The following is a 23,027-nucleotide window of genomic DNA, read 5'->3' as shown; positions in this document are numbered from 1 at the left end:
CCCTCTTGCTGAAAATTTCTCCCTTGACTATTTTTTAGAGGGCATTTTGGCATTTTCAGCAGCCGTACGGCGATTAATAAAAAGCATCCCCAACTGGTCGGCACCTTTACCACAAAGACTCTTCACACCATAAGCATATTCAAAGCCGGCTGCAAAAGCAATACGAACACCCCAACCTTCATAATCGGCCGGAGTAGTCAGCACACCGGTCTTCTCATTCATCTTCCAACCGAAAGAAGCAACAGTTCTAAATTCATCACCTGGACGGAAATCATAGAAGTTAGAATTGTTCACGTAATCAGCCGGATTACCCGATCCCCATGTATCGTAGCCATAGTTTTCACCACCATTATAGGTACCTGTTTCATCAACGTATTTGCCATCGGTCGCCAATGTTTCGGGAACAACGAGCATGAAGCCACGATAGTACCAGAATACACCGCGAGCACCACCCAAATACTTTTTGGCAAAATCACCCAATACCAGTTGGCCACTACCATCATTGTAAACCAATGAACCTGTCGCATCAGTAGAAACATTGTAGTTAGCATAAGCCACAAAAAAAGCATCACCAGAATGGCGAATAGGAATCTCTGTTTCATAAGCAGCAAGTGTAGCCGGAACATCTAATTCGTTCACACCTGGAGCAAAGAAGCGACCGTCACGTCCATAAAGTTCACCCTCAAAATTACCTTCTACACCACAGAGTTCCTGAAAATCAATATCAGCCAATGGATCGATGACTTTAATATACACTTTAGCGCGTGTCACATCATCTGCATCCTTGAGCAAAATCAAGATACCTTCTTCACCACCCGTCGTACCTGGACGCTTCACGCAATTCCATGTACCATCGGCAGAAAGATTAGCAGAAAGATTATTGTAGTTGTTACGTACAGATTCATTCTGCTGATCGGCTGGAGCTAATGTGTAAAACAAATTGTCAACACCAGGGATGGTAATCATCTCTTGGAACTTGACAGTACCTAAGAAAGCAGGAACATCACCTGTTCCATCAGGTAAGGTAGCCGTCCAAGAGCCATCTTCATTTAGGGAAGCGCCATTGAGTCCTTTCAGTTCAGGAGCTATAGAAAGATCTTCGGTAACAACCTCCACATCAGCATCTACCGATACATAGAAGTAATTAGAGCTAATCGTAGCACCTGGTACTGATAAATGTACAGCCACAGTATAAATCTTACCTGGAGTGGCATCCCATACCTTCATCGTTGCTTGGATAAGATCGCCATCAGCTTTCAAGTCTTTCAGCTTGAAGAAACTGGTGTTAGCACGCGTTTGTACCTCCCGAGCGTCAGCAATAGTAATCTTGGCCTTACTAAGGGCATCTGCACTGAGAGCAGGTGTTGCAAGGAAGCGTAACATTACACCATTCTGGTTGGTAACCTGATCAATGTAAACAATGGGGTCAGTTGATTCCGGGCAGAAAACCAATGAATTGATAGCAGTAGCCAGTGGTAAAGCGTAATCGACACCATCAATAGAAATAATAATCACTCCATCTCCCAAGGCAATGTTAGAAGCTTCACCACCACTACTAAGCGAACCAAGATCAATCTGTGTTCCATTATTCAACGTGATAATACGTTTTTCAGCATCCCAGTTGGTAACTGTGGCACCTATTGTAATTGCCTTACTAAGTTGAGACTTAATGTCGTCAATTAGACCTTCGAGAACTGATACGCGATTCTCCAAATCGGAATTGTCGTCATCACTACATGAAACAAAGAATGTTCCACATGAAAAAAACAGCATACCACACAAAAGCGCGTTTAGAAATCGTTTGTTCATAATAATTAAATTAAAAGTTGATAAATATATAAATTAAGTCATTTTTAAAATCTCATCTTTTTATAATCCCAAGAACCCCTATTCGGGAGGAGGGTATTTTACGTATACTTGTGCATTTTTCATATCTATTAATTTGATAATTAAAATTATATAAGGACAAAATTATAAGGAGAACGTTAATATTATCCTTAAAAAGACATTAATCAAAGCATTTTTTTCACTATTAAATAGGGTCCTAACTGCATTTTAACAGATACCACTTAAAAAATAATATATAAATAGATTAATCGAAGGAAACAGAAGGTGTCAAGTGAAGTTTAAACGATATTCAGGTAATATTTAAACTACCGATATGTGACTATTCAATCATTGCGTAGCAGCGAAACAGCTATTTATAGATAGATAAAAAACTACTATATAGGTATTACATGAAAAATTATAATTCTTTCATTTAAATAAATCTGTAAATAAAACACATCCACTAATAATCAACAGTAAGGAGTCTTTTCCGAAAAGGTAGCCTATGTGTGTTCTACTTCATAAAATTGAATATAGTACAAAAACAAGACTTGCAGCTTTATAACCCAAATAGATTACAAAACTGCAAGTCCAGTTAATAAATTCTCATTCAGCGAACTATTCTCCTACACCATTTTCATTAAAAGCAATGATAGAAAAATAATATTCTGAATCCCTATTGAAATAGCGGGCCTCGTATTGATTGTCGTAAACCACCATTGAATGGGTAAGTTTTTCTTTCTGTGTTCCCCAACGTAAAATGTATCCTGTTACATTTTCTTGAGAATCCCATACAAAACGGTAGATACGTTTGTCATTCTCATCACGCGTAGCCTGGAAACTTGTTACGGCAACGGGTACTTTACCATCACCTTGTCCGAAGATACGCAAATCAAATAAGGAGAAAGAGCCTTCCATATCTTTTGAATTGCAGATTTTCAGGTATTGCATTTTCGCTGGTGTAGCCAGAGTATGTAATTTGTGAGGAGTATCTTGCTGATTCTTTTCTTCATCTACCAGACGAGTCCATTTATTTCCATCTACCGATCCTTCAATATAATATTGATATACCACCGGTCCATGGGGAGCATGGATATTGAAATTATGATCTGCAAAATTAACCTGAATAGCCTTCACATCCATAGGCTCGCCAAGATCAATTTGTAACCATTCACCTTTGTTACCAGTCTGTGCAGCCCACCAGGTCTCAACTTGTTCATCATTAGCCAATTCCGGTTCGTAACCTTCAAGAGAAGAAGATGCAGTTACTTTCTTCTTATACGAAAGTAGGTTCCACCCCATGTTGATATCTTCTTTTTCGAAGTCTACTTTCCTGTCGGGAATACAGAAGGGATAATCTGCAAAAGTAGTAAGCGCATACATACCGTATTTATCAGAAACAACTACCGGGAATAATCCCAAACGACGTTCGAACCAGTGACGAACAGAGATAGTCATGGAAGCTACATGCCAGTAATTTCCATATTTATCCTTGAAGGTATGTCCATGTCCGGCACCACCAATAAAACCACCGGGTTTGAAAGAGAAAGGATTATCTTCTACATACTCAAAAGGCCCTAACGGATTATCGCCCACATAGTTACCATCACCATAAATACGGTATTGAGTACCGGGAGCGGCATACTGTAAGTAATACCGTCCATTATGCTTCAGCACACACGGACCTTCATTCCAGCCTTGGCGCGGTTCTTCATTATTCTTACCGGGAACTTCCCAACCATATTTATCACAATTATGATGTATCAAAGCTTTAGGTTCACCGATAGCGCGGAAACCATCTTTGGGATCCACTTCTACTCCCATTATCGGATCTACATCCGAACATCCCCAATAAAGATAAACTCTTCCATCATCATCTTTAAAGAATGCCGGATCATGTTGAGGATACTCAAATTTTGTATCTACTTCTTCCCAAGTATCTTTTTCCGGATGGGCATTCTTATAAATTCGGGTATTTCCACTGGAAGCGGTAAAGTAAAGTGTATCACCATAAACAAGAATTGTAGGCGCATAATCCTCCATAGTCGGAATAGTTGTACAAGGAATATATTCCCACTTTGCCAAGTCTTCGGAGCGCCAGTAACCACCGGACTTGGAAGCAAACATATAATAATATCCTTTGAAATATTCCAGTACCGGATCGGCAGCTTCACGCCGTGACTCTTCATTCGGTTGGAAACGATAATTCAAATCAATAGGATTTGTCACAATCCGATCACTATTAACCGTAGTCCGTTGCTCCGAAGCACAACTGGCCAACAAGCCTGACAGCAAGGCTATACTAACTAATTCCGTAATGCTTTTCATGGTAGTTTTATATTAAGTTTCTTTCCTTTATACTCCACATTCACAGTATACGATTCATTATCCAATCCCAATCCTTTCAGATTATCTACAACAACGATACGAAAGTTACGATTTTGCAACATGCCATCATAGCTACCCTGACGAGGATGGATAGTTAACTGCCTATCCTTGTCACTCCACGTCATACGGACAGTGGTATATTTACCTTTTTCGTAATTATAGTTATCATCCTCGTCTTCATATAAGGTAAATTCCCCATCGGCACCCGGATAGATGCGAACCTGTAGATCATCCCATGACTTCTCGGTTGCAAACTGAACGGAAGGCCCGGCAGGAATGATGGAACCTGCTTTCACATATAATGGGATAATATCAATGGGAGCTTCACGACTAATCTCCTGCCCGCCCTTTTGCTTTTCACCTGTCCAAAAATCAATCCATTGCGTACCCTCAGGCAGATACAGGGAGCGTCTCTTTACTTCACTTATTACCGGAGCTACCAATATGGACTTTCCAAACATATACTCATCGCCTATATCTGTAACCTTTTTATCTTCCGGAAAGTCAGAGAACAAAGCACGCATCAGACTTCCACCATTAGAAGTAACCTCCCATGAGGTTGAATAAATATAAGGTAATAATCGATAGCGAAGATTAATCATTTTCTCTTGCGCATCGAAAGCCCAGTATCCACGTTCACCAAACATAAATATTTCACGGGGAGTGTTTGTGCCATGCGAACGCATCATTCCCGTAAAAGCTGCAAACTGCATCCAACGCACATACAATTCATGGAATGCCGGATCTTTCACACCTTCCGGAAACTTTCTGCCAGAAAAGAAACCACCAATATCAGAATTCCAATAAGGAATACCTGTCAATGAGATATTCAAGGCTGCCGGAATCTGATTACGCAACACATCCCAATCAGAAACAACATCACCGGACCATGCCTGGGCGGCATAACGTTGCTGACCTGCAAAAGCAGAACGAGTCAGAATAAAAACGCGTTTATCGGAAGTCTCCTGTCTTTGATGATCATAAACGCCGCCCACGCTTACAAGTGGGAAAGCATTACGCACTTTACGGAAAGAGCCCAGATAAGTTTGAAAATCCAAGTCTCCTTCTTTCGCCGGACTATGTTCCGGTTCGGTTGCATCCAGCCACCAACCATCCATTCCGATGCTGAACATATTTTTATTCATATATTTCCAATAGATATCTCTCGCTATGGGATCATAAGTATCATATACCTTCACACCATTATCCTGCGGAAAAGTTTCATGTATCATCAACTTGTTCAGAGCTTTCAAATCAGCATAGATTCCGGTAGCGGGTCCAAAAGAAGGCCACACTGAAATAATGGCATGGGCATTCAGATGGTGCACCTCTTCCATCATTTTCTTTGGATCGGGAAATTTCGGATTACGAAATTCTACCGCATTCCAATCTTTATGGTCTTCTCCCCAATAACGCCAATCCTGAATAATGCCATCCAGAGGCACCTTCAGGTCACGATATTTCGCAACAACGCCAACCAGTTCATCCTGGCTGACATATCGCTCTCTTGATTGCCAAAAACCGAATGTCCAAAGTGGAAACATGGGAGCCTGTCCTGTTAATTCACGCAATCCAGCCACTACTTTATCTGCTCCACCGCCATAAACAAAGTAATAATCGCACAAATCACCAACCTCCGAATCAAAAGTCATTCCTTGTGCATTGTCTGTAAAAGTGGTAGGAGAATAGTTATCCCAAAACAACGCATAGCCTTTGATGGAATGGACCAAAGGAATACATATTTCCGTATTCGCCTGTTGCAAGAAAAGAGTTTGATTACGCTGATTCATCTTTCCCTGCTGGTGCTGTCCCAAACCATAAATAGCCTCATCACTATCCAACAAGAAAGTTTGGCGAATCCGATATGTAGAATTACCTGCATCATTGAAAGAAGTGAAACCTGTGGAGGAAGGTTTTTCTGCCAACAATTCCTTCCCGTCTTTAGTCGCAAAGCGAACCTGGTTCTGAATGATATCCAGCAAAACGGTCAGTTCGGAAGTAGTAAGTATTACCTGATTATTTGCTTCCTGTATCTTATACTTCACCTTTTTTGGTTGCATCGTAACAGATAACGACTGTTTTTCCGGCGCTTGCCCAAGAGGATACTTCTTCACACGAATAATGGAAGAAGAGAAGCACTCCAGTTCCACACAGGCAGCTTTTGTCTCTACTTTTACTCCATGTGAAGTACGCAATACAGATTGTCCCATTATGGGGACAATCTGTATACACAGGCATATAAATGCTAACAGTTTCTTCATTATATCAAGTTTATATAGACAACACTTTATATTTAGTGGTGAACAGCACATCTCCGTCATTATTCTTATCCACACTGAAAGGTATCAGTTTCTCTTCTCCCGGAGCCAGTTCATAATGCACATTCTCTCCTGTCTTCTTACCTCCAACGTACATTTCTATCTTACCAGTATCCATCAGAGTACCATTGTTCTTAACAGATACCCAGATTGTCTTCTGATTTTTCAGCAAGTTCTCTTCAACTTTGAACAATGACAAACCGAAATCTGCGGCAAATTCATGAGTATATTCAAGCATACCGGACAATCCTTTCTTTGCATCCGCATAACCTACACTATCTTTTATACGGTCTTTTGCCACATACTGAGGGCTAACTCCGCCGACTAATATCTTAAACTCTCCTTTCTCTACTACTCTGTCCATACGATCATTGAGTAATGAGAGTTCATAAGGTGTCAGTTCAAAAGAAACTATCTTTGACTCACCCGGTTGCAGATGAACACGAGTGAAATCTTTCAGCTCTGTAATACGCGTTTTCACGCTGGCATACATATCAGTTATATACAACTGAACAACTTCGTCTCCGGCACGTTGCCCCACATTCTTCACAGTTGCCTGTATTGCAACATTACCATTATCCTTTTCCTGTATCTTCAAACCGGAATATTCAAAAGAAGTGTAGCTTAAACCATATCCAAAATAATAAAGAGGATAAAATTCCATGTCTGAATACTCATAACGACGACCGGAAGTCTTAAAGTTATAATACAGAGGAAGCTGACCTACATGACGCGGGAACGTCATCGGCAAACGACCGGCAGGATTATAATCACCGAACAGCACATCAGCCGTAGCCGGACCACCTTCTTGTCCCGGTAGCCAGTTAACAAGAATAGCTTTACACAGTTCTGACGCCTTAGACAAGTTGTAAGGACGGCCTGCCTGAAGAATTAAGATTACAGGTTTGCCGGTTGCACAAACGGCTTCCAATAACTCCTGTTGCTTACCCGGTAAAATAAGAGTGGCATAATCATGATTTTCTCCGGAAGTCTTGTAAACATCTGTCGTTGATTCACTGGTAGAGCAATCTCCCAAAACCAACACTACTACATCCGACTGAGAAGCTGCTTTCACTGCCTTGGGAATATCCGTTCCATTCGGACTTGTAAAATCACAACCTTGTTCATAAACCACCTTTGTCTGCTTACCCACCGCTTGTTTGATACCTGTCAATACAGATTTCAACTGACCGGGTAAAAGTTTGGGAGTATAGTCACCCGGCTGGAGATCATCCGCTCCGGGACCTACTACAGCAATCGTACGCATATCTTTAGCCAAAGGCAATATGTTATCTTTATTTTCCAGCATTACAATAGATTCGCGTGCTGCCTGACGTGCCATTTCTTTATGGCTGTCTGAGTTCCATCCCGGATATATCTTATTCCAGTCCAAAGGTTTATTCGGTGTCTTCTCAAACAGTTCGTTACGGAACATCATACGCAGCATGGTGCGACAAACCTCATCCAGGTTTTCCATATTGATACGTCCGTCTTTTGCAGCTTGTATCACCTCTTTGTCATTGTAAGTATCACCACAATTGGTAGCGATACCTGCCGCCAGAGCCTGATTAGCGGCTTCTATCTTATCTTTTGCTGTATAATGTTTACGGGCAGTCAGATTACCAATAGCACCGCAGTCACTCACAATAAAGCCGTCAAATCCCCATTCCTCACGCAGAATACCATGCAATAACTCTCTGCTTTTAGCAACCGGCACACCCAGATAATCAGAATAAGCCATCATTACAGATTGGCAGTCATAGTTGCGAATCACATGACGGAACGGAACCAGATGCACCTCACGCATTTCACGTTCGGACAAACCGATATCATGGGAATCACGTCCGCCCAAGGGGGCGCCATGCCCACCAAAATGTTTCGGAGTAGTAAACAAGCCTTTAGATTGATATCCTTTAATCCAGGCTCCACCAATTTGTGATACCAGCACAGGGTCTTCACCAAATGTCTCCTCACAACGTCCCCAACGTGCATCCTGTGCCACATCGAGTACCGGAGACCATGCCTGCATAGTACCTGCTGCAAGAGTTTCGTCACCAACAGCCATAGCAACATCTTCTGTCAGTTTCTTATTCCAGGTGGCTCCCATTGCCAATGCTTGCGGAAAAATAGTAGCACCGCTACCGTATGAGAACCCATGCACCGCTTCTACTTTTGTAATGGGCGGTACATATAAATGAGGAATCCCCGGGATCCCCCATCCCTCACGAATCAATTCCATCTTGTCTTCCGGAGTCATTACACTCAGCAGACTTTCCACACGTTCTTCCACCGGAAGCGTCGGATCCATATAACGAAGAGATGTTTTCTCTCCTTTTCGGTCTTTCAGCACTTTATCTGCCAAAAGCACCGCTACCTCTTTCACCGAAAAAGGTTTCACACGGCTATCGCCTTTAAATGCCAGTCGAACGTGGGCACCGTATTTAGGTGAAAACGTGACCTGCATTTCTTTCGCACTACCCTTCACCTGATAGTCTACCGGAACTCCCAGATTCATCGGATCATAAGTAACAAATACACTCATCAGTTGCTTCAGTTCTTCCTTTGATACACCCTGCATCTGAAGGTTAAGTTCACACACATCACCAGGAGTCTGTATGGTAAACATCAGCCACTGGTCCGCCTTCAGATCCTGACCATTCACTTCCCACATCGTTTTCGGATCTTTATCAAAAGCCAGCGAGGCTTTCTCCAGTTTGGTTGATGCCGACACTGATAAGATATCACTTGGCTGTTGAGCCATTATAAAAGAGCAGGACAATATACCTGCAAAAAGAAACAAGTGCTTTTTAAAATTCATACTATCAGATATTAATTTTACTCTGTTTGATGTTGCAAAGTAAACGGTAACCTATTAATAAAACAGTGAAACTATAATTAATGAAACATTAAAATCCGCTTAATGAGGCCCTTTAAGTGAAAAAGAGAAGTCCTCTCCGAAGAATTGTATAATTTAGTAATTGCTTTTCACCGAAAAATATTACTTTTGTCCAAGCTAATACTTCATAAAGGAACTTCAGAATGAAAAAGACACTATCTATATTCTTCCTTTTATCTATATGCTTGAACTCAATAGCCCAGCTTCCTGAATATGGCCTGCATATCCAGTCCTACCCACTTCAGAACTCCGAGTTCACCAGTATGGCATTAGAAGATGGAAAGCCCATAGATACCAAAGGAGAAAAAGTCACCCTGAACTTTAACCTTTGGATCAGACCGGATAATGTATTCGGAACCGTGTTCCGAATTATTACAAATGACAATAAAAATATAGATTTAATGTACAGCGTGGGTGAGAATGACAGGCGTTTCCCCATTCTGGTCACCGGAGATGCCGTACATCCCATCCAAAAAGAAGCAAGACGTGAAACCTGGGTTTCAGTCAGCCTGACTTTTGACCCCAAAGACGGGAATATAACAGTACTTTACGACAGCACACAAATTAATGTCAACTATCCGGCATTAATAGGTGCACAAGAAATACGCATTGCTTTCGGTTATTGTCCTTTCGAAGATTTCGTGTTAGATGATGTAGCTTCCGTTAACCTGAAAGATATCAGTCTGAAACGCGGGAACCAGGAAATCCGTCTATGGAAAATGGCGCGTCATAATGGAGACATTTGTTATGATGAAACATCTCATAAGCCCGCTTCCGGCAAGAATACACAGTGGATTATCGACCAATACATTACTTGGAAGAAAATCTATTCACAACATTTTGCCACCTCTCCTTCCATTGCGTTCGATCCCACTGTCGCCACGTTCTATATAGCCAACGATAATAAGAGACTATACGTTTTTCACGCAGATGAAAAAGTGACAGATTCCATACGGGTGAAAGGTGGAGAATTCGTAGCAAACTATCCGAACCAGCTTATCTACATCCCCCAACGCCATCAGTTACTATCCTACAATCTGAATGAAAATCTTTATTCGGCATTCGATTCTAATGCCCAAAGTTGGAAAGGAACGCAGGCCCCCGTCGCGGAACATGACTATTGGAACAATACGCTCGTCTACAATCCCTCCAACTCCTCACTAATCAGCTTTGGCGGATATGGACATTATCACTATAACAATAGACTACTAATCAGTTACCCGTATGAAAACACACCGCAACGGTATATCAATCTGACTAATATCCATCCCCGGTATTCCTCCAGTTCCGCTCTTGTGGACAGTACACTTTATATCTTCGGCGGTCGTGGTTGTCCGTCCGGACGCCAGGAATTATCTCCCCGGAATTATTATGATCTTTATTCGGTCAACTTACTCACCCAACAGGTCAACAAGCTATGGGAAGCCCCTCAAAATCCGGATGATGGTGACTTCCAACCTGGCGAGAATATGATTTATGACTCGGAAAAAGACTGTTTCTATTTCTTCTGTACACAATTAGGTGGTATCCTGATGAAAATCGATACAAAAACGCCACACTTCGAGCCCATGTCATTGCCCATGGGGCTGAAATTCCCTGGACAATATCTATACAGTAATCTATATTATTCCCCAAAACAGAAGAAACTATATCTGGCTGTACACCAGGCCGAAGTCAGCGGAAAAGCAGATATAGACATCTATGAACTGAATTTTCCTCCTATTCCCGTTTCATCATTCAAACAGTCCGAAGTGTCTAAAGCCCAGACTGCCGGTAGCAATAAGCTCTATGTTTGGCTATGCATTATCGGAGGTTTGCTTGCTATCGGAATAGGAACTCTTTATTACAGAAAGAAGCGCACCATACTCTCCCGGAATGAGGAAAGTAAATCTCAGAAGACAAATGTGACCGACAAGGCTCCCAATACTCTCCAGAGACAAGAGAAGCCGGAAATCAAGATTGATATGCCTATCAACATGTCCGTCCCCACATTTCATAACTATGACTTCTCCAGGAAATGTATTTGTTTCTTTGGTGGCTTCCGTGTCATTGACAAGGAAGGGAATGACATTACATTTTCCTTTACCCCTACCCTCAAATACTTATTGATATTATTAATTCTTTATACGGGAAAAGATTCCAAAGGTATCATTGGAAACAAGTTGATTCAGTTGTTGTGGTATGATAAAACGGAAGAATCCGCTAAAAACAATCGTAATGTATATATGAGTAAGCTTCGCAGTCTGCTGGACAAAGTGGGTGACATCAAGATATTGAACCAGAATGGCTTCTGGAGCATACAATTTGAGAATGGCACCATTTGCGACTACCTGGAGGCTCTCCACTTATACAACAAGAACAATAGTCAGGATCTGGAAAAGCTATTGGAGCTGTTATTGCGCGGTATGATGCTTCCTAACATTGAGACTGATTGGATCGATACATTCAAGAATGATTTCTCCAATGACACCATCGACTTGTTATGCCGATTATTAAAGCAGGAGGATCTTTCGGACACGCTGAAATTGCAGATAGCGGACACCCTATTCCAGCATGACTACATCAATGAGGAAGCCCTCTGTATAAAGTGCCGCATTCTTTGCCAACAGGGAAAGAAAGGACTCGCCAAAACCGTTTACGATGCTTTCTGTAAAGAATATGCAGCTTCATTGGGAACTACATACAAATATTCCCTAATGGAAATCATTGATGAACAGAACAAGAACTAACGTACCGGTTGCTTCATCTCCAACGGTATTTCCTTACGCAACATTTTACCGGCCTGGCCCACCAGCCACAAATAATGATCACTACCAATGCCTTCCTCAATGGGCACAAATGTACTGGCACCTACGGGAACCTTTTTAGCACATTTAAAGATAGCCGTACCTTCATCTATCTCATCAAACATAGCTACATAAAGCATTTCCGCACCTTCCTTCAAAGCTCCGGCCAACTGCTTCCAAAGGAACGAACCTTTGTTACGCGGTATCTGCACACTGTTCTCATGCCCCTTCATATTACGCCAGGAGAATCCTGGGAAAGCCAAAGGTACATAATCCACTTTATTCTTTTTCGCCCACTCGATGTCACCTTTAATCAGTTTCTGATAACGAGGATACGAGTCTTCATTATACCGTCCTACAAACCAGGGCATCACAACATCACACCGTTTTATCAACTCATGCAGACGAGGGTCCGATTCGGTATCTCCACTCAATTCGCGCCAGTGTGTAGGCACTCCCAACATCACACTAAAGCCCTGTGCCTTCAAACCATTGATAATCTTTTCGGCTTCATCCAGACCGTAACGGCGGTGATCATTGAAACCTACCCCCCAGACCGTAACCAGCGGTTTTCCATTATGATACAGATAGGAGGGATTCTTGGCATGATCTTTCAGAGAATGACGTTTAGCCACATCGGTAATATCTTTCAGCAAAACATCCTCATCACCGGGACGCATACCACTTAAATCATACATGACACAAATGGCACGCTCGTATTTATTGGCGGCTTTCATGGCAGAGTTCAAAACAGTATTGAAATGCTTCAAACCACTCTCACCACGGATTTCCCCGACAAAACGCTGCATAAACACACCATCCAATCCATATTCTTTCATCCATCTGAAATGAGTATCTACCGTAGACTCATCGTGCGAAGAGAAAGTATAAGCGGGCGTTCCGTCTGCAAACTTGAACTCCGTCTTATACAGTTTTTTATACTCCGACACTTCCGGCCAGAAGTCAATCGTACAAGAACCGGGGCGAAAGCCATCGTGTCCGGTATAGTGGTACCACCCCCGATTAGCGCCATCATCAGGGGCATTAAACCACCCCTGATAACCGGCCATCACCAATCCTTTGTACGAATTGTACTGTTTACCGGCAGCCTGCGCCGTAATACCTATTGAAAACAACAAGCATACAATAAACCAATTTAATCTTTTTACCATAACCTATTTCTATTTCTTATTCGTAATATCGATTGTCAGAATGCTCTGTGCAATGTGTACTTTTCTCCCGGTTGTGTCTGTATATCATACTCATAAATCTTATACAAGAGAGGATATTGCGCCCTTAATCCGGCAGCGACCAGCGGTTCCTTAATAGCTCCGCGCTTCATCAACGGATTCGGATTATCACCCTTCGCTTCCTTAAGACCTGTACCTTCCAACGGCACATACGAACGTATACGCAGATTGCCGCCAATGCGTGAAGTTACGGTAGCCGTAGTCAATTCACCGCCATCCCAATCCATGTCCACTTCAAAAGCACCGCGGGCTACCAGACCTTTTACGCTACCCTTATTCCAATCCTGAGGCAAGGCGGGCAATAAATGTAAAGCCTCGTCATGACTTTGAAGTAACATCTCGGCTACACCGGCAGTGAAACCGAAGTTTCCATCAATCTGGAAAGGCGGGTGTGCGTCAAACATGTTCGGATAAGTACGTCCGTCAGGATTATCCTTTTCCACCAGTTTCAACATATTCTTGATAATCTTATAAGCATGATCACCGTCGAGCAGACGTGCCCACAGATTGATTTTCCAACCGATAGACCACCCCGTAGCCATGTCACCCCGATAGAGAAGTGAGCGTTTAGCTGCCTAGAAAAGCTGCGGATGCGCATAGGGGGAAATCTGGTTACTGGGATAAAGCCCGTACAAGTGGGAAACATGACGATGGTCATTATTCGGATCATCCACATCCGCCAGCCACTCCTGCAACTGGTTATGCTTGCCTATCTGCATAGGCGGCAAACGCTTAATCATGCTTTGCAGACTATCCCGATAGGAGGTATTAGCGGGATACAACAGTTGGGTAGCCGACAGTACGGAAGTCAATGCATCCAGCACAATCTGGGTGTCCATCGTACATCCGGCAGTAATCATTGTACCGGTTCCCGGAGGGCCCTGTTCAGGAGACATAGAAGGTGCACAGACCATCCAGCCATATTTAGGATGTTCCACCAGGAAATCCAGGAAGAAATCGGCTGCCCCCTTCAAAGCCGGATATGCTGTTTTCAGGAATGCCTGATCGCCTGTATAAAGATAATGTTGCCACAGATGTTGGCTCAGCCAAGCACCACCCAACGGCCAGACATACGAAGCACCATCCACAGGTCCGGCCATACGCCACAGATCCGTGTTATGATGTACGGTCCATCCACGGCATTCGTACAAGGTGCGTGCTGTGCCTTGTGCCGACTCTGACAATTCTTTCACCATCTGGAACAGCGGTTCATGCATTTCCGGGAGATTTGTCACTTCTGCCGGCCAATAGTTCATCTCCGTATTGATATTGATGGTGTACTTTCCATCCCACGGAGCCAATAGTTCATGATTCCAGATGCCTTGCAGTCCGGCAGGCTGTCCGCCGGGTTGCGAAGAGGATATAAGCAGGTAACGCCCGAACTGGAACATCAACGCCACCAAACCCAAATCTTTCCTTTCATTGAAATGCTTGATACGGTAAGATGTCTCCTCTTGACTGGAGGGGCCGATGTTCAGAGAGACACGTCCGAAAAGCTTTTGATAGGCTTCTTCATGAGCAGTAAGCGCCTGGGCATAAGGACGCTTCATGGCTTTTGCCAGAAACTCCGTTGCCCGACGGGTTTCATTGGCACTTACATCTTTATAATTGACAAAGTTGGTTGCAGCCGTCACATAAATCACAGCAGCATCTGCACCTTTCACTTCAATGCAATTATTGGTGACATTGACTTTACCCTTCTCCGCCTTTATCTGTGTGCGGGTTTCAAAACGAATAGCTCCAGGAATGCCTTCGTGCGCAGAACCATGTCCGGACAACAGGAGGCTTTTGCCATTCTTCTTTATCTCGTACTCTTTATACGGGGTACTATATCTGGTTGTAAAATTGACTGCACCGGGTTTATCCGCCTCGATACGGATGATCAAAGCATTATCTACCAAAGAAGTGAATATGGTACGGGTATAATTCACTTCGCCTATCTTGTACTGCACAGATGCGACTGCCCGTTCCAAATCTAAATCTCTGCGATAATTGGAGTAATCGGCATGTCCGTCAAATTCCAGCATCAAACTGCCAATCGTCTGGAAAGGCATGCCATGCTGCCCGGTAAAGAAGTTATCAGCCATAACCTTTTCGGCTTCCTTCTCACGTCCGGCAAAAATAAGTTCCCTGACTTTGGGCAATACACCGAATGCCTTCGGACTATCGTTGCGATGAGGACCACCGCCCCAGACAGTCTCCTCATTCAACTGTATCTGTTCGTTAACCACTCCGCCATAGACCATGGCGCCCAAACGTGAATTACCCAAAGGTAATGCTTCGGTCCATACTTTGGCAGGTTGCTGATACCAGAGTTTTAAGTCATCAGCTTTAGCCATCAAGCAGCAAGCACATACAATGCACAGACCTATCAAACGGTTTTTCATGATTCTTTAAGTTTATGTTTTCCGAATGCAAAGAAAAGTGCGACCCATTAATAATATCAATGAAAAGACATTAATATCGACTTAAAATAGAATTAATAAGGATTAATGTCGAAAATAATTCATTTTTTTCGGTTATGAGTTAAATGATAAATAATCTTTTAGACGCGGATGACGCGGATAACGCGGATTTTTTTATACTTCTTATAGCGCAGCCTTTTAAATCCGTGTTATCCGCGTCATCCGCGTCTAAAAAATAATATACCGAATAGCGCTAATCCCTTATCACTAAACACTAATCACTTTTGTTCTTTCCTTTCCGTTATAAGCAAAACGATAATCTTGTATGATAAGTGCCCCATATACAGATGACCAATATTTACACAATAAGATATTTGTGAGATCAGTATGATACTGAGACCACCTCATCAGTCGTATGCTGAAATACGTTCATTATAACACCCTGATAATAAACCATTTATAAAAGGTATCTTCATCATTAATAAATTCAGACAAATGAACAGTTTAAAATGATAAATTATTTTCTCTCTTTTCTGTTATGGATCAAACAATAGTCGATATACACTACGCCTTATACCAAAGTCACAATGGCACACGACTCTTTCTTCTGTTATCATTCTTTTTCAAAGGGATAAAGCAAGCATTCCCGATATAATTGCTACATTTGCAGGGTAATCGATAAAAGAAGTACAAGAAAATGGACTTAAACAAAGTATTTGCCACCGTGCAGGAAGCCAGCCGGGAATTGTTATCACTGAGCGATAGAGAAATCAATCAGATACTATTGGCTGTAGCGGACGCTGCCTTGGCAAAATCGGACTTCATCCTCGCTGAGAACAAGAAGGACCTGGAAAGAATGGATCCAAATGATCCGAAATACGACCGGCTAAAACTGACCGTAGAACGCCTGCAAGGCATCGCTGCCGATACACGCAATGTAGCAACCCTTCCCTCACCAGTGGGACGTACGCTGAAAGAGCACACACATCCCCAGGGGATGAGGCTCAGAAAGGTAAGTGTCCCGTTTGGCGTCATCGGCATTATATACGAAGCACGCCCCAACGTGAGTTTCGATGTATTTTCTCTCTGCCTGAAAAGCGGAAATGCCTGCATACTGAAAGGCGGTAGTGATGCCGACTCCTCCAACCGAGCCATTATCAGCGTGATACACGAGGTACTGGAACATTTCAACATCAACCCGCACATCGTAGAATTACTGCCCGCCGACCGGGAAGCTACAGCCGAGTTGCTGAATGCCCGGGGGTATGTAGACTTACTTATTCCGCGTGGCAGCAGTAGCCTCATCAACTTTGTGCGTCAAAATGCCACCATACCCGTCATTGAAACAGGCGCAGGTATCTGCCATACTTTCTTCGACCGCTACGGTGATGTAGAGAAAGGTGCAGCTATTATCAACAATGCCAAAACGCGCCGCGTCAGCGTATGCAATGCTCTGGACTGTCTGTTGATTGACGGTGACCGCCTCAACGATCTGCCGGCACTTTGCACACCGTTGCAAAAAAGCAATGTGATAATCTATGCGGATATGTACGCATACAACGTACTGAAGGGAAGCTATCCTGCGGAGTTACTGAAGGAGGCCACGGAAGAAGACTTCGGTACGGAATTCCTGGACTACAAGATGTCCATTAAAACCGTTCAGTCCATTCGTGAAGCTATAGCACATATTCAGGAATACGGTTCCAAACACAGCGAATGTATTGTAACCGAAGACAAGACCCGTGCCGAGTGGTTCTGTCGTGATGTGGACGCCGCCTGCGTATACGTCAACGTACCGACTTCCTTTACAGACGGAGCGCAGTTCGGTCTGGGTGCCGAAATCGGTATCAGCACACAGAAGCTGCATGCCCGCGGTCCCATGGCTCTGGAAGAACTGACCACGTACAAGTGGATTGTCGAAGGAGAAGGACAGGTAAGGAAACGATAACTTCTTTAGCTCCTTCTTTCCCCCCTCTTACTCCTAATTCATATTAATCATAAATATATAACATGAAGAAGTTTACTTGTGTGCAGGACATCGGAAATCTGAAAGCTGCACTGGATGAAGCATTTGAGATTAAGAAAGACCGTTTTAAATACGTAGAATTGGGACGGAACAAGACGTTGATGATGATTTTCTTCAACTCTAGCTTACGTACCCGTCTCAGCACGCAGAAAGCGGCTACGAATCTAGGTATGAATGTTATCGTGCTGGACATCAACCAAGGAGCATGGAAACTGGAGACGGAACGCGGCGTCATCATGGATGGAGACAAACCCGAACATCTACTGGAGGCTATTCCTGTGATGGGTTGCTACTGCGACATTATCGGTGTACGTTCGTTCGCCCGCTTTGAGAACAAAGAGGATGACTATAACGAGGTAATCATAAATCAATTCATCCAACATTCCGGTCGCCCGGTGTTCTCAATGGAAGCAGCTACCCGCCATCCGTTGCAAAGCTTTGCCGACCTCATCACAATTGAAGAATACAAGAAGACGGCACGCCCTAAAGTGGTAATGACCTGGGCGCCACATCCACGCCCATTGCCCCAAGCCGTGCCTAATTCATTCGCCGAATGGATGAACGCCACGGATTATGATTTCGTCATCACCCACCCCGAAGGCTACGAACTTGCTCCGCAATTCGTAGGGAATGCCCGTGTGGAATATGATCAGATGAAAGCGTTCGAAGGCGCCGACTTCGTCTATGCCAAGAACTGGGCGGCTTATGCCGGAGATAATTACGGACAAATTCTGAGCAAAGATCGTGAGTGGACCGTAAGCGACCGCCAGATGGCAGTAACCAACAATGCTTATTTCATGCACTGCCTGCCCGTGCGCCGCAATATGATTGTAACAGATGATGTCATCGAAAGTCCGCAATCTATTGTCATCCCCGAAGCGGCTAATCGTGAAATATCAGCTACCGTAGTATTAAAGAGACTGCTTGAGTCACTCTGAACAGAATAAGGAGCTATAGTGAGGAACTAAAGGAGTTATCAGCCCGCAAGCGGGCTTAGGAGTTAAAGCCGATAAAGTTGTGAATCATCAGCAGGAGTGTTGGCTTTAACTCCTTCTAACTTCTGTAACTCCCAAACGAAGCGAAAACGTCTTTCTCCTTTAAAAAAGCTCCTCAGCATCAAAAATAAGCAAGCATATTTTGTACTGCTTTCGGTTTGCATTATCTTTGTCCCCAAACAACGCCAAGGATTATGACTATAAAAGAGTTTTTTTCTTTCAAACAGAATAAGTTTTTCTGGATAAACCTGATCGCAATGGTCATTGTGGTTGCCCTTGTACTGTTTGGAGTGCTGAAGGGACTGGATATATACACCCGTCACGGTGAAGCGGTAGTAGTGCCCAACGTGAAAGGTATGGGAGTGGCAGAAGCTGAGAAAATGTTCCGCAACCAAGGACTTACCTGCATTGTTTCCGACTCCAGCTATGTAAAGAACTTACCAGCCGGATGCATCCTCGAACACAATCCTGCCGCCGGGCAGAAAGTGAAAGAAGGACGCACCATCTATCTGACCATAAACACCCTGAGTACCCCTTTGCTAGTCGTTCCCGATGTAGCGGACAACAGTTCCATGCGCCAAGCACAGGCACGCCTGCTGGCGGCCGGCTTCAAACTGTCCGAGAACGAACACATAGCCGGAGAAAAAGACTGGGTATACGGTGTGAAATATAAAAGCCGTACACTGACCAACGGTGAAAAAGTACCTGTAGGTGCCACACTTACACTAATTGTGGGAGACGGTGGAGAGCTGCCTCAGGAAGGGGATTCTACAGCAGTAGAAGCTACCACCCCTACCTCCTCTAAAGATTCCGCAGCAGACGAGTCCTGGTTTTAAACTCGATCATACGGGGAATAATAACAATAACACATAGAAAGAACAAGAATGATAGAAGATTTGCCGGACGACATAGTGACTGAGGATGATCTGGACGACATAGAACCTGTCGGTGATGAAGCCCAACTCTATGAACACTTCCGTGTGGTAGTGGATAGAGGACAGGAAATGATGCGCGTAGACAAATACCTGTTCGACCGCCTGACAAACGCTTCGCGCAACCGCATACAGAAATCAGCGGAAGCCGGTTTTGTAATGGCTAACAACAAACCGGTCAAGAGCAGCTACAAGGTGAAACCGATGGATGTCATCACCATCATGATGGATCGTCCGCGTTATGAAAACGAAGTCATTCCCGAAGATATTCCACTTAATATAGTCTACGAGGATAAATACCTCATGGTAGTGAATAAACCTGCCGGACTGGTGGTACACCCCGGACACGGAAACTACCAGGGGACTTTAGTGAACGCCATCGCCTGGCACATGAAAGATAATCCCGACTACGATGCCAACGACCCGCACGTCGGTCTGGTTCATCGCATCGATAAAGACACTTCCGGACTGCTCGTCATAGCCAAAACACCGGATGCCAAAACCAACCTTGGTATGCAGTTCTTCAACAAAACCACCAAACGACGCTACCGTGCTTTGGTGTGGGGAACCGTTGAACAGGACGAGGGAACCATCACCGGAAACATTGGCCGGAATCCCAGAGACCGCATGCAGATGACCGTTCTGCCCGATGATCAGGGAAAGCATGCCGTGACCCATTACCGGGTTCTGGAGCGTCTGGGCTATGTCACTCTTGTAGAATGCATTCTTGAAACGGGACGTACCCATCAGATACGTGTTCACATGAAACATATCGGCCATGTACTCTTCAATGATGAGCGCTACGGCGGTCACGAGATTCTGAAAGGTACCCATTTCAGTAAATACAAACAATTTGTAAATAACTGCTTCGATACTTGTCCACGGCAGGCATTACACGCCATGACACTGGGTTTTGTACATCCCGCCACCGGCGAAGAGATGTACTTCACCTCCGAAATGCCCGAAGACATGACCTTGCTGATAGACAAATGGAGAGGCTACATCAGTAACAGAGATTTAGAATGAAACGCACGATTGCTATTGTTTGCGGAGGTGATACCTCCGAATTTCAAGTTTCCCTGCGCAGCGCACAGGGTATCTACTCCTTTATCGATAAGGAAAAGTACACATTATATATTGTGGAGATGCACGGACTCGACTGGCACGTGCAACTGCCCGACGGCGGCAAAGCGCCCATTGACCGGAATGACTTCAGCTTTCAGATGAATGGCAGGAAGGTCACATTCGACTTTGCCTATATCACCATTCACGGCACTCCGGGAGAGGACGGACGCTTGCAAGGTTATTTCGATCTCCTTCACATCCCCTACTCATGTTGTGGTGTACTGGCAGCAGCACTTACGTATGACAAGTTTGCCTGCAACCAATATCTCAAAGTCTTTGGAGTACGCATAGCAGAATCCTTAGTGCTTCGCCAAGGACAATCCATTTCCGATGAAGATGTGATTGAAAAGATAGGTTTGCCCTGTTTCATCAAACCCAGTCTGGGAGGTTCCAGCTTTGGCGTAACGAAAGTTAAGACGAAAGAACAAATACAGCCTGCCATTGTTAAGGCATTCGATGAAGCGCAAGAAGTTCTGATAGAAGCCTACATGGAAGGCACCGAAGTGACCTGCGGTTGTTATAAGACTAAAGAGAAGTCAGTCGTATTCCCCATCACCGAAGTAGTGACCGAGAATGAATTCTTCGACTACGACGCCAAGTACAACGGGCAGGTTTCCGAAATCACTCCAGCCCGTCTCTCCGATGACCTGACACACCGGATACAGACACTGACTTCCGCCATTTACGATATCCTGGGCGCTTCAGGTATCATTCGTGTGGACTACATCATCACTGCCGGAGATAAAGTCAATCTGCTGGAAGTGAACACCACGCCCGGAATGACGGCTACCAGCTTCATACCCCAGCAGGTACGTGCCGCAGGATTAGACATTAAGGATGTAATGACTGATATAATTGAGAACCAGTTTTAGTGACTAAACTACTAATCGCTAATCACTAAACGTTAATCATTATGAATATGGAATTTGATGAAATCCGCCCTTATCATGACGAGGAGCTTCCTCAGATTTACGAGGAACTGATTACCGATCCGGCTTTCCAGCAGGTGGCGTCTGCTGTTTTCCCGGAAGTTCCCTTTGAGGCACTTGCGCAGAAAATGCGTACATGCAAGACGAAGTTGGAGTTTCAGAAAGCATTCTGTTACACAATCCTGAAAAGATTTGCCAAAGACACGACCCAGGGAGTAACTCTGGACCTTACGGCACAGACGGACAAGACATCCGCTTATACTTATATCTCTAACCACCGCGATATCATTCTCGACTCCGGTTTCCTGTCCGTAGAGTTGATAGACAAAGGTATGGATACAGTAGAAATTGCCATCGGCGATAACCTGCTGATCTATCCCTGGATTAAGAAGTTCGTGCGTGTCAACAAATCATTCATAGTACAACGTGCCCTGACCATGCGCCAAATGCTGGAATCTTCCGGACGCATGTCGCGCTATATGCACCACACTATTAAGGATAAGAACCAGTCTATCTGGATAGCACAACGTGAAGGGCGTGCCAAAGACTCCAACGACCGTACACAGGAAAGCGTTCTCAAGATGCTGGCTATGGGCGGTGAGGGTGACATTATCGACCGCCTGATTGAAATGAACATCCTTCCATTGGCCATTTCGTACGAATACGATCCTTGTGATTACCTGAAAGCACAGGAGTTCCAACTGAAACGCGATATACCGGACTACAAGAAGACGCAGGAGGACGACCTGAAGAATATGCAGACCGGCTTGTTCGGACCTAAAGGACGCGTGCACTTCCAGGTAGCGTCGTGCATCAATGAAGAGCTGGAAAAGCTGGACCGTTCTCTTTCCAAACCCGAACTGTTTTCACAGATCTCCGCCCTTATAGATCGGAGAATCCATGCAAACTATCGTATGTATCCCGGCAATTACATTGCTCACGATTATTTGTCGGGCACCCAAGCCTTCGCCGGTCATTATACCGCCGAAGAGAAAAAACACTTCACTGACTACATCGACCAGCAACTTGCACGCATTGAACTGCCCAATAAAGACATCCCGTTCCTGCGCGAAAAGATGTTGTTGATGTATGCCAATCCACTGACGAATTATTTGGCTACAAGAACTGATAATCCGAAATAGAGTAATAT

Annotated in this window: 12 protein-coding genes and 1 pseudogene; 7 read left to right on the top strand and 6 right to left on the bottom strand. The window is 44.1% G+C overall.

Annotation, left to right across the window (positions count from 1 at the left end):
* Positions 1 to 27 precede the first annotated feature (27 nt).
* The 4 genes from K429_RS0100670 to K429_RS0100655 form a co-directional block, all read right to left on the bottom strand.
* Complete coding sequence (locus tag K429_RS0100670) at positions 28 to 1,809, bottom strand: hypothetical protein (protein WP_155923367.1); 1,782 nt, start codon at positions 1,807 to 1,809, stop codon at positions 28 to 30.
* A gap of 636 nt (positions 1,810 to 2,445) precedes the next feature.
* Positions 2,446 to 4,155, bottom strand: a complete 1,710-nt coding sequence (locus K429_RS0100665) for a family 43 glycosylhydrolase (RefSeq protein ID WP_025725723.1) — start codon at positions 4,153 to 4,155, stop codon at positions 2,446 to 2,448.
* Positions 4,152 to 6,476, bottom strand: a complete 2,325-nt coding sequence (locus tag K429_RS0100660) for a glycoside hydrolase family 31 protein (protein ID WP_025725722.1) — start codon at positions 6,474 to 6,476, stop codon at positions 4,152 to 4,154. Before K429_RS0100660 ends, K429_RS0100665 begins: the two co-directional genes overlap by 4 nt.
* A gap of 10 nt (positions 6,477 to 6,486) precedes the next feature.
* Positions 6,487 to 9,351: a glycoside hydrolase family 3 N-terminal domain-containing protein gene (locus tag K429_RS0100655; RefSeq protein WP_025725721.1), complete on the bottom strand. Its 2,865-nt coding sequence runs from the start codon at positions 9,349 to 9,351 to the stop codon at positions 6,487 to 6,489.
* A 221-nt stretch (positions 9,352 to 9,572) separates the two neighbouring features.
* Between K429_RS0100655 and K429_RS0100650 the strand changes: the two genes are divergently transcribed.
* Positions 9,573 to 12,158 (top strand): hypothetical protein, encoded by a 2,586-nt coding sequence (locus tag K429_RS0100650; RefSeq protein WP_025725720.1) that lies wholly within the window; start codon positions 9,573 to 9,575, stop codon positions 12,156 to 12,158.
* Here the strand turns inward: K429_RS0100650 and K429_RS0100645 are convergent.
* Positions 12,155 to 13,387 carry a glycoside hydrolase family 71/99-like protein gene (locus tag K429_RS0100645; RefSeq protein ID WP_025725719.1) on the bottom strand — a complete coding sequence of 411 codons (1,233 nt, stop codon included), beginning with the start codon at positions 13,385 to 13,387 and terminating at the stop codon, positions 12,155 to 12,157. The genes K429_RS0100650 and K429_RS0100645 overlap by 4 nt on opposite strands.
* Before the next feature lie 35 nt (positions 13,388 to 13,422).
* Positions 13,423 to 15,852 (bottom strand): annotated as a pseudogene (locus K429_RS28345) (glycoside hydrolase N-terminal domain-containing protein).
* A gap of 715 nt (positions 15,853 to 16,567) precedes the next feature.
* On the opposite strand from K429_RS28345, the gene K429_RS0100635 reads away from it, so the two are divergent.
* The 6 genes from K429_RS0100635 (at position 16,568) to K429_RS0100605 (ending at position 23,019) form a co-directional block, all read left to right on the top strand.
* Positions 16,568 to 17,818 carry a glutamate-5-semialdehyde dehydrogenase gene (locus K429_RS0100635; protein WP_025725718.1) on the top strand — a complete coding sequence of 417 codons (1,251 nt, stop codon included), beginning with the start codon at positions 16,568 to 16,570 and terminating at the stop codon, positions 17,816 to 17,818.
* Between the two features lie 62 nt (positions 17,819 to 17,880).
* Positions 17,881 to 18,834: an acetylornithine carbamoyltransferase gene (locus tag K429_RS0100630; RefSeq protein ID WP_007217055.1), complete on the top strand. Its 954-nt coding sequence runs from the start codon at positions 17,881 to 17,883 to the stop codon at positions 18,832 to 18,834.
* A 251-nt stretch (positions 18,835 to 19,085) separates the two neighbouring features.
* Positions 19,086 to 19,727: a PASTA domain-containing protein gene (locus tag K429_RS0100620; protein WP_025725717.1), complete on the top strand. Its 642-nt coding sequence runs from the start codon at positions 19,086 to 19,088 to the stop codon at positions 19,725 to 19,727.
* 48 nt (positions 19,728 to 19,775) lie between these two features.
* Positions 19,776 to 20,849, top strand: a complete 1,074-nt coding sequence (locus tag K429_RS0100615; RefSeq protein WP_007217054.1) for an RluA family pseudouridine synthase — start codon at positions 19,776 to 19,778, stop codon at positions 20,847 to 20,849.
* Positions 20,846 to 21,820: a D-alanine--D-alanine ligase gene (locus K429_RS0100610; protein WP_007217053.1), complete on the top strand. Its 975-nt coding sequence runs from the start codon at positions 20,846 to 20,848 to the stop codon at positions 21,818 to 21,820. Before K429_RS0100615 ends, K429_RS0100610 begins: the two co-directional genes overlap by 4 nt.
* Before the next feature lie 41 nt (positions 21,821 to 21,861).
* Entirely contained in the window at positions 21,862 to 23,019 is a 1,158-nt protein-coding gene (locus K429_RS0100605; protein ID WP_025725716.1) for a hypothetical protein, read from the top strand.
* The last annotated feature ends 8 nt before the right edge of the window (positions 23,020 to 23,027 follow it).

The sequence above is a fragment of the Bacteroides sp. 14(A) genome, from assembly GCF_000526555.1.
Taxonomy (GTDB): domain Bacteria; phylum Bacteroidota; class Bacteroidia; order Bacteroidales; family Bacteroidaceae; genus Bacteroides; species Bacteroides cellulosilyticus.
The sequence above is the reverse complement of the archived record's forward strand: the minus strand, read 5'-3'. Positions and strand labels throughout refer to the sequence as shown.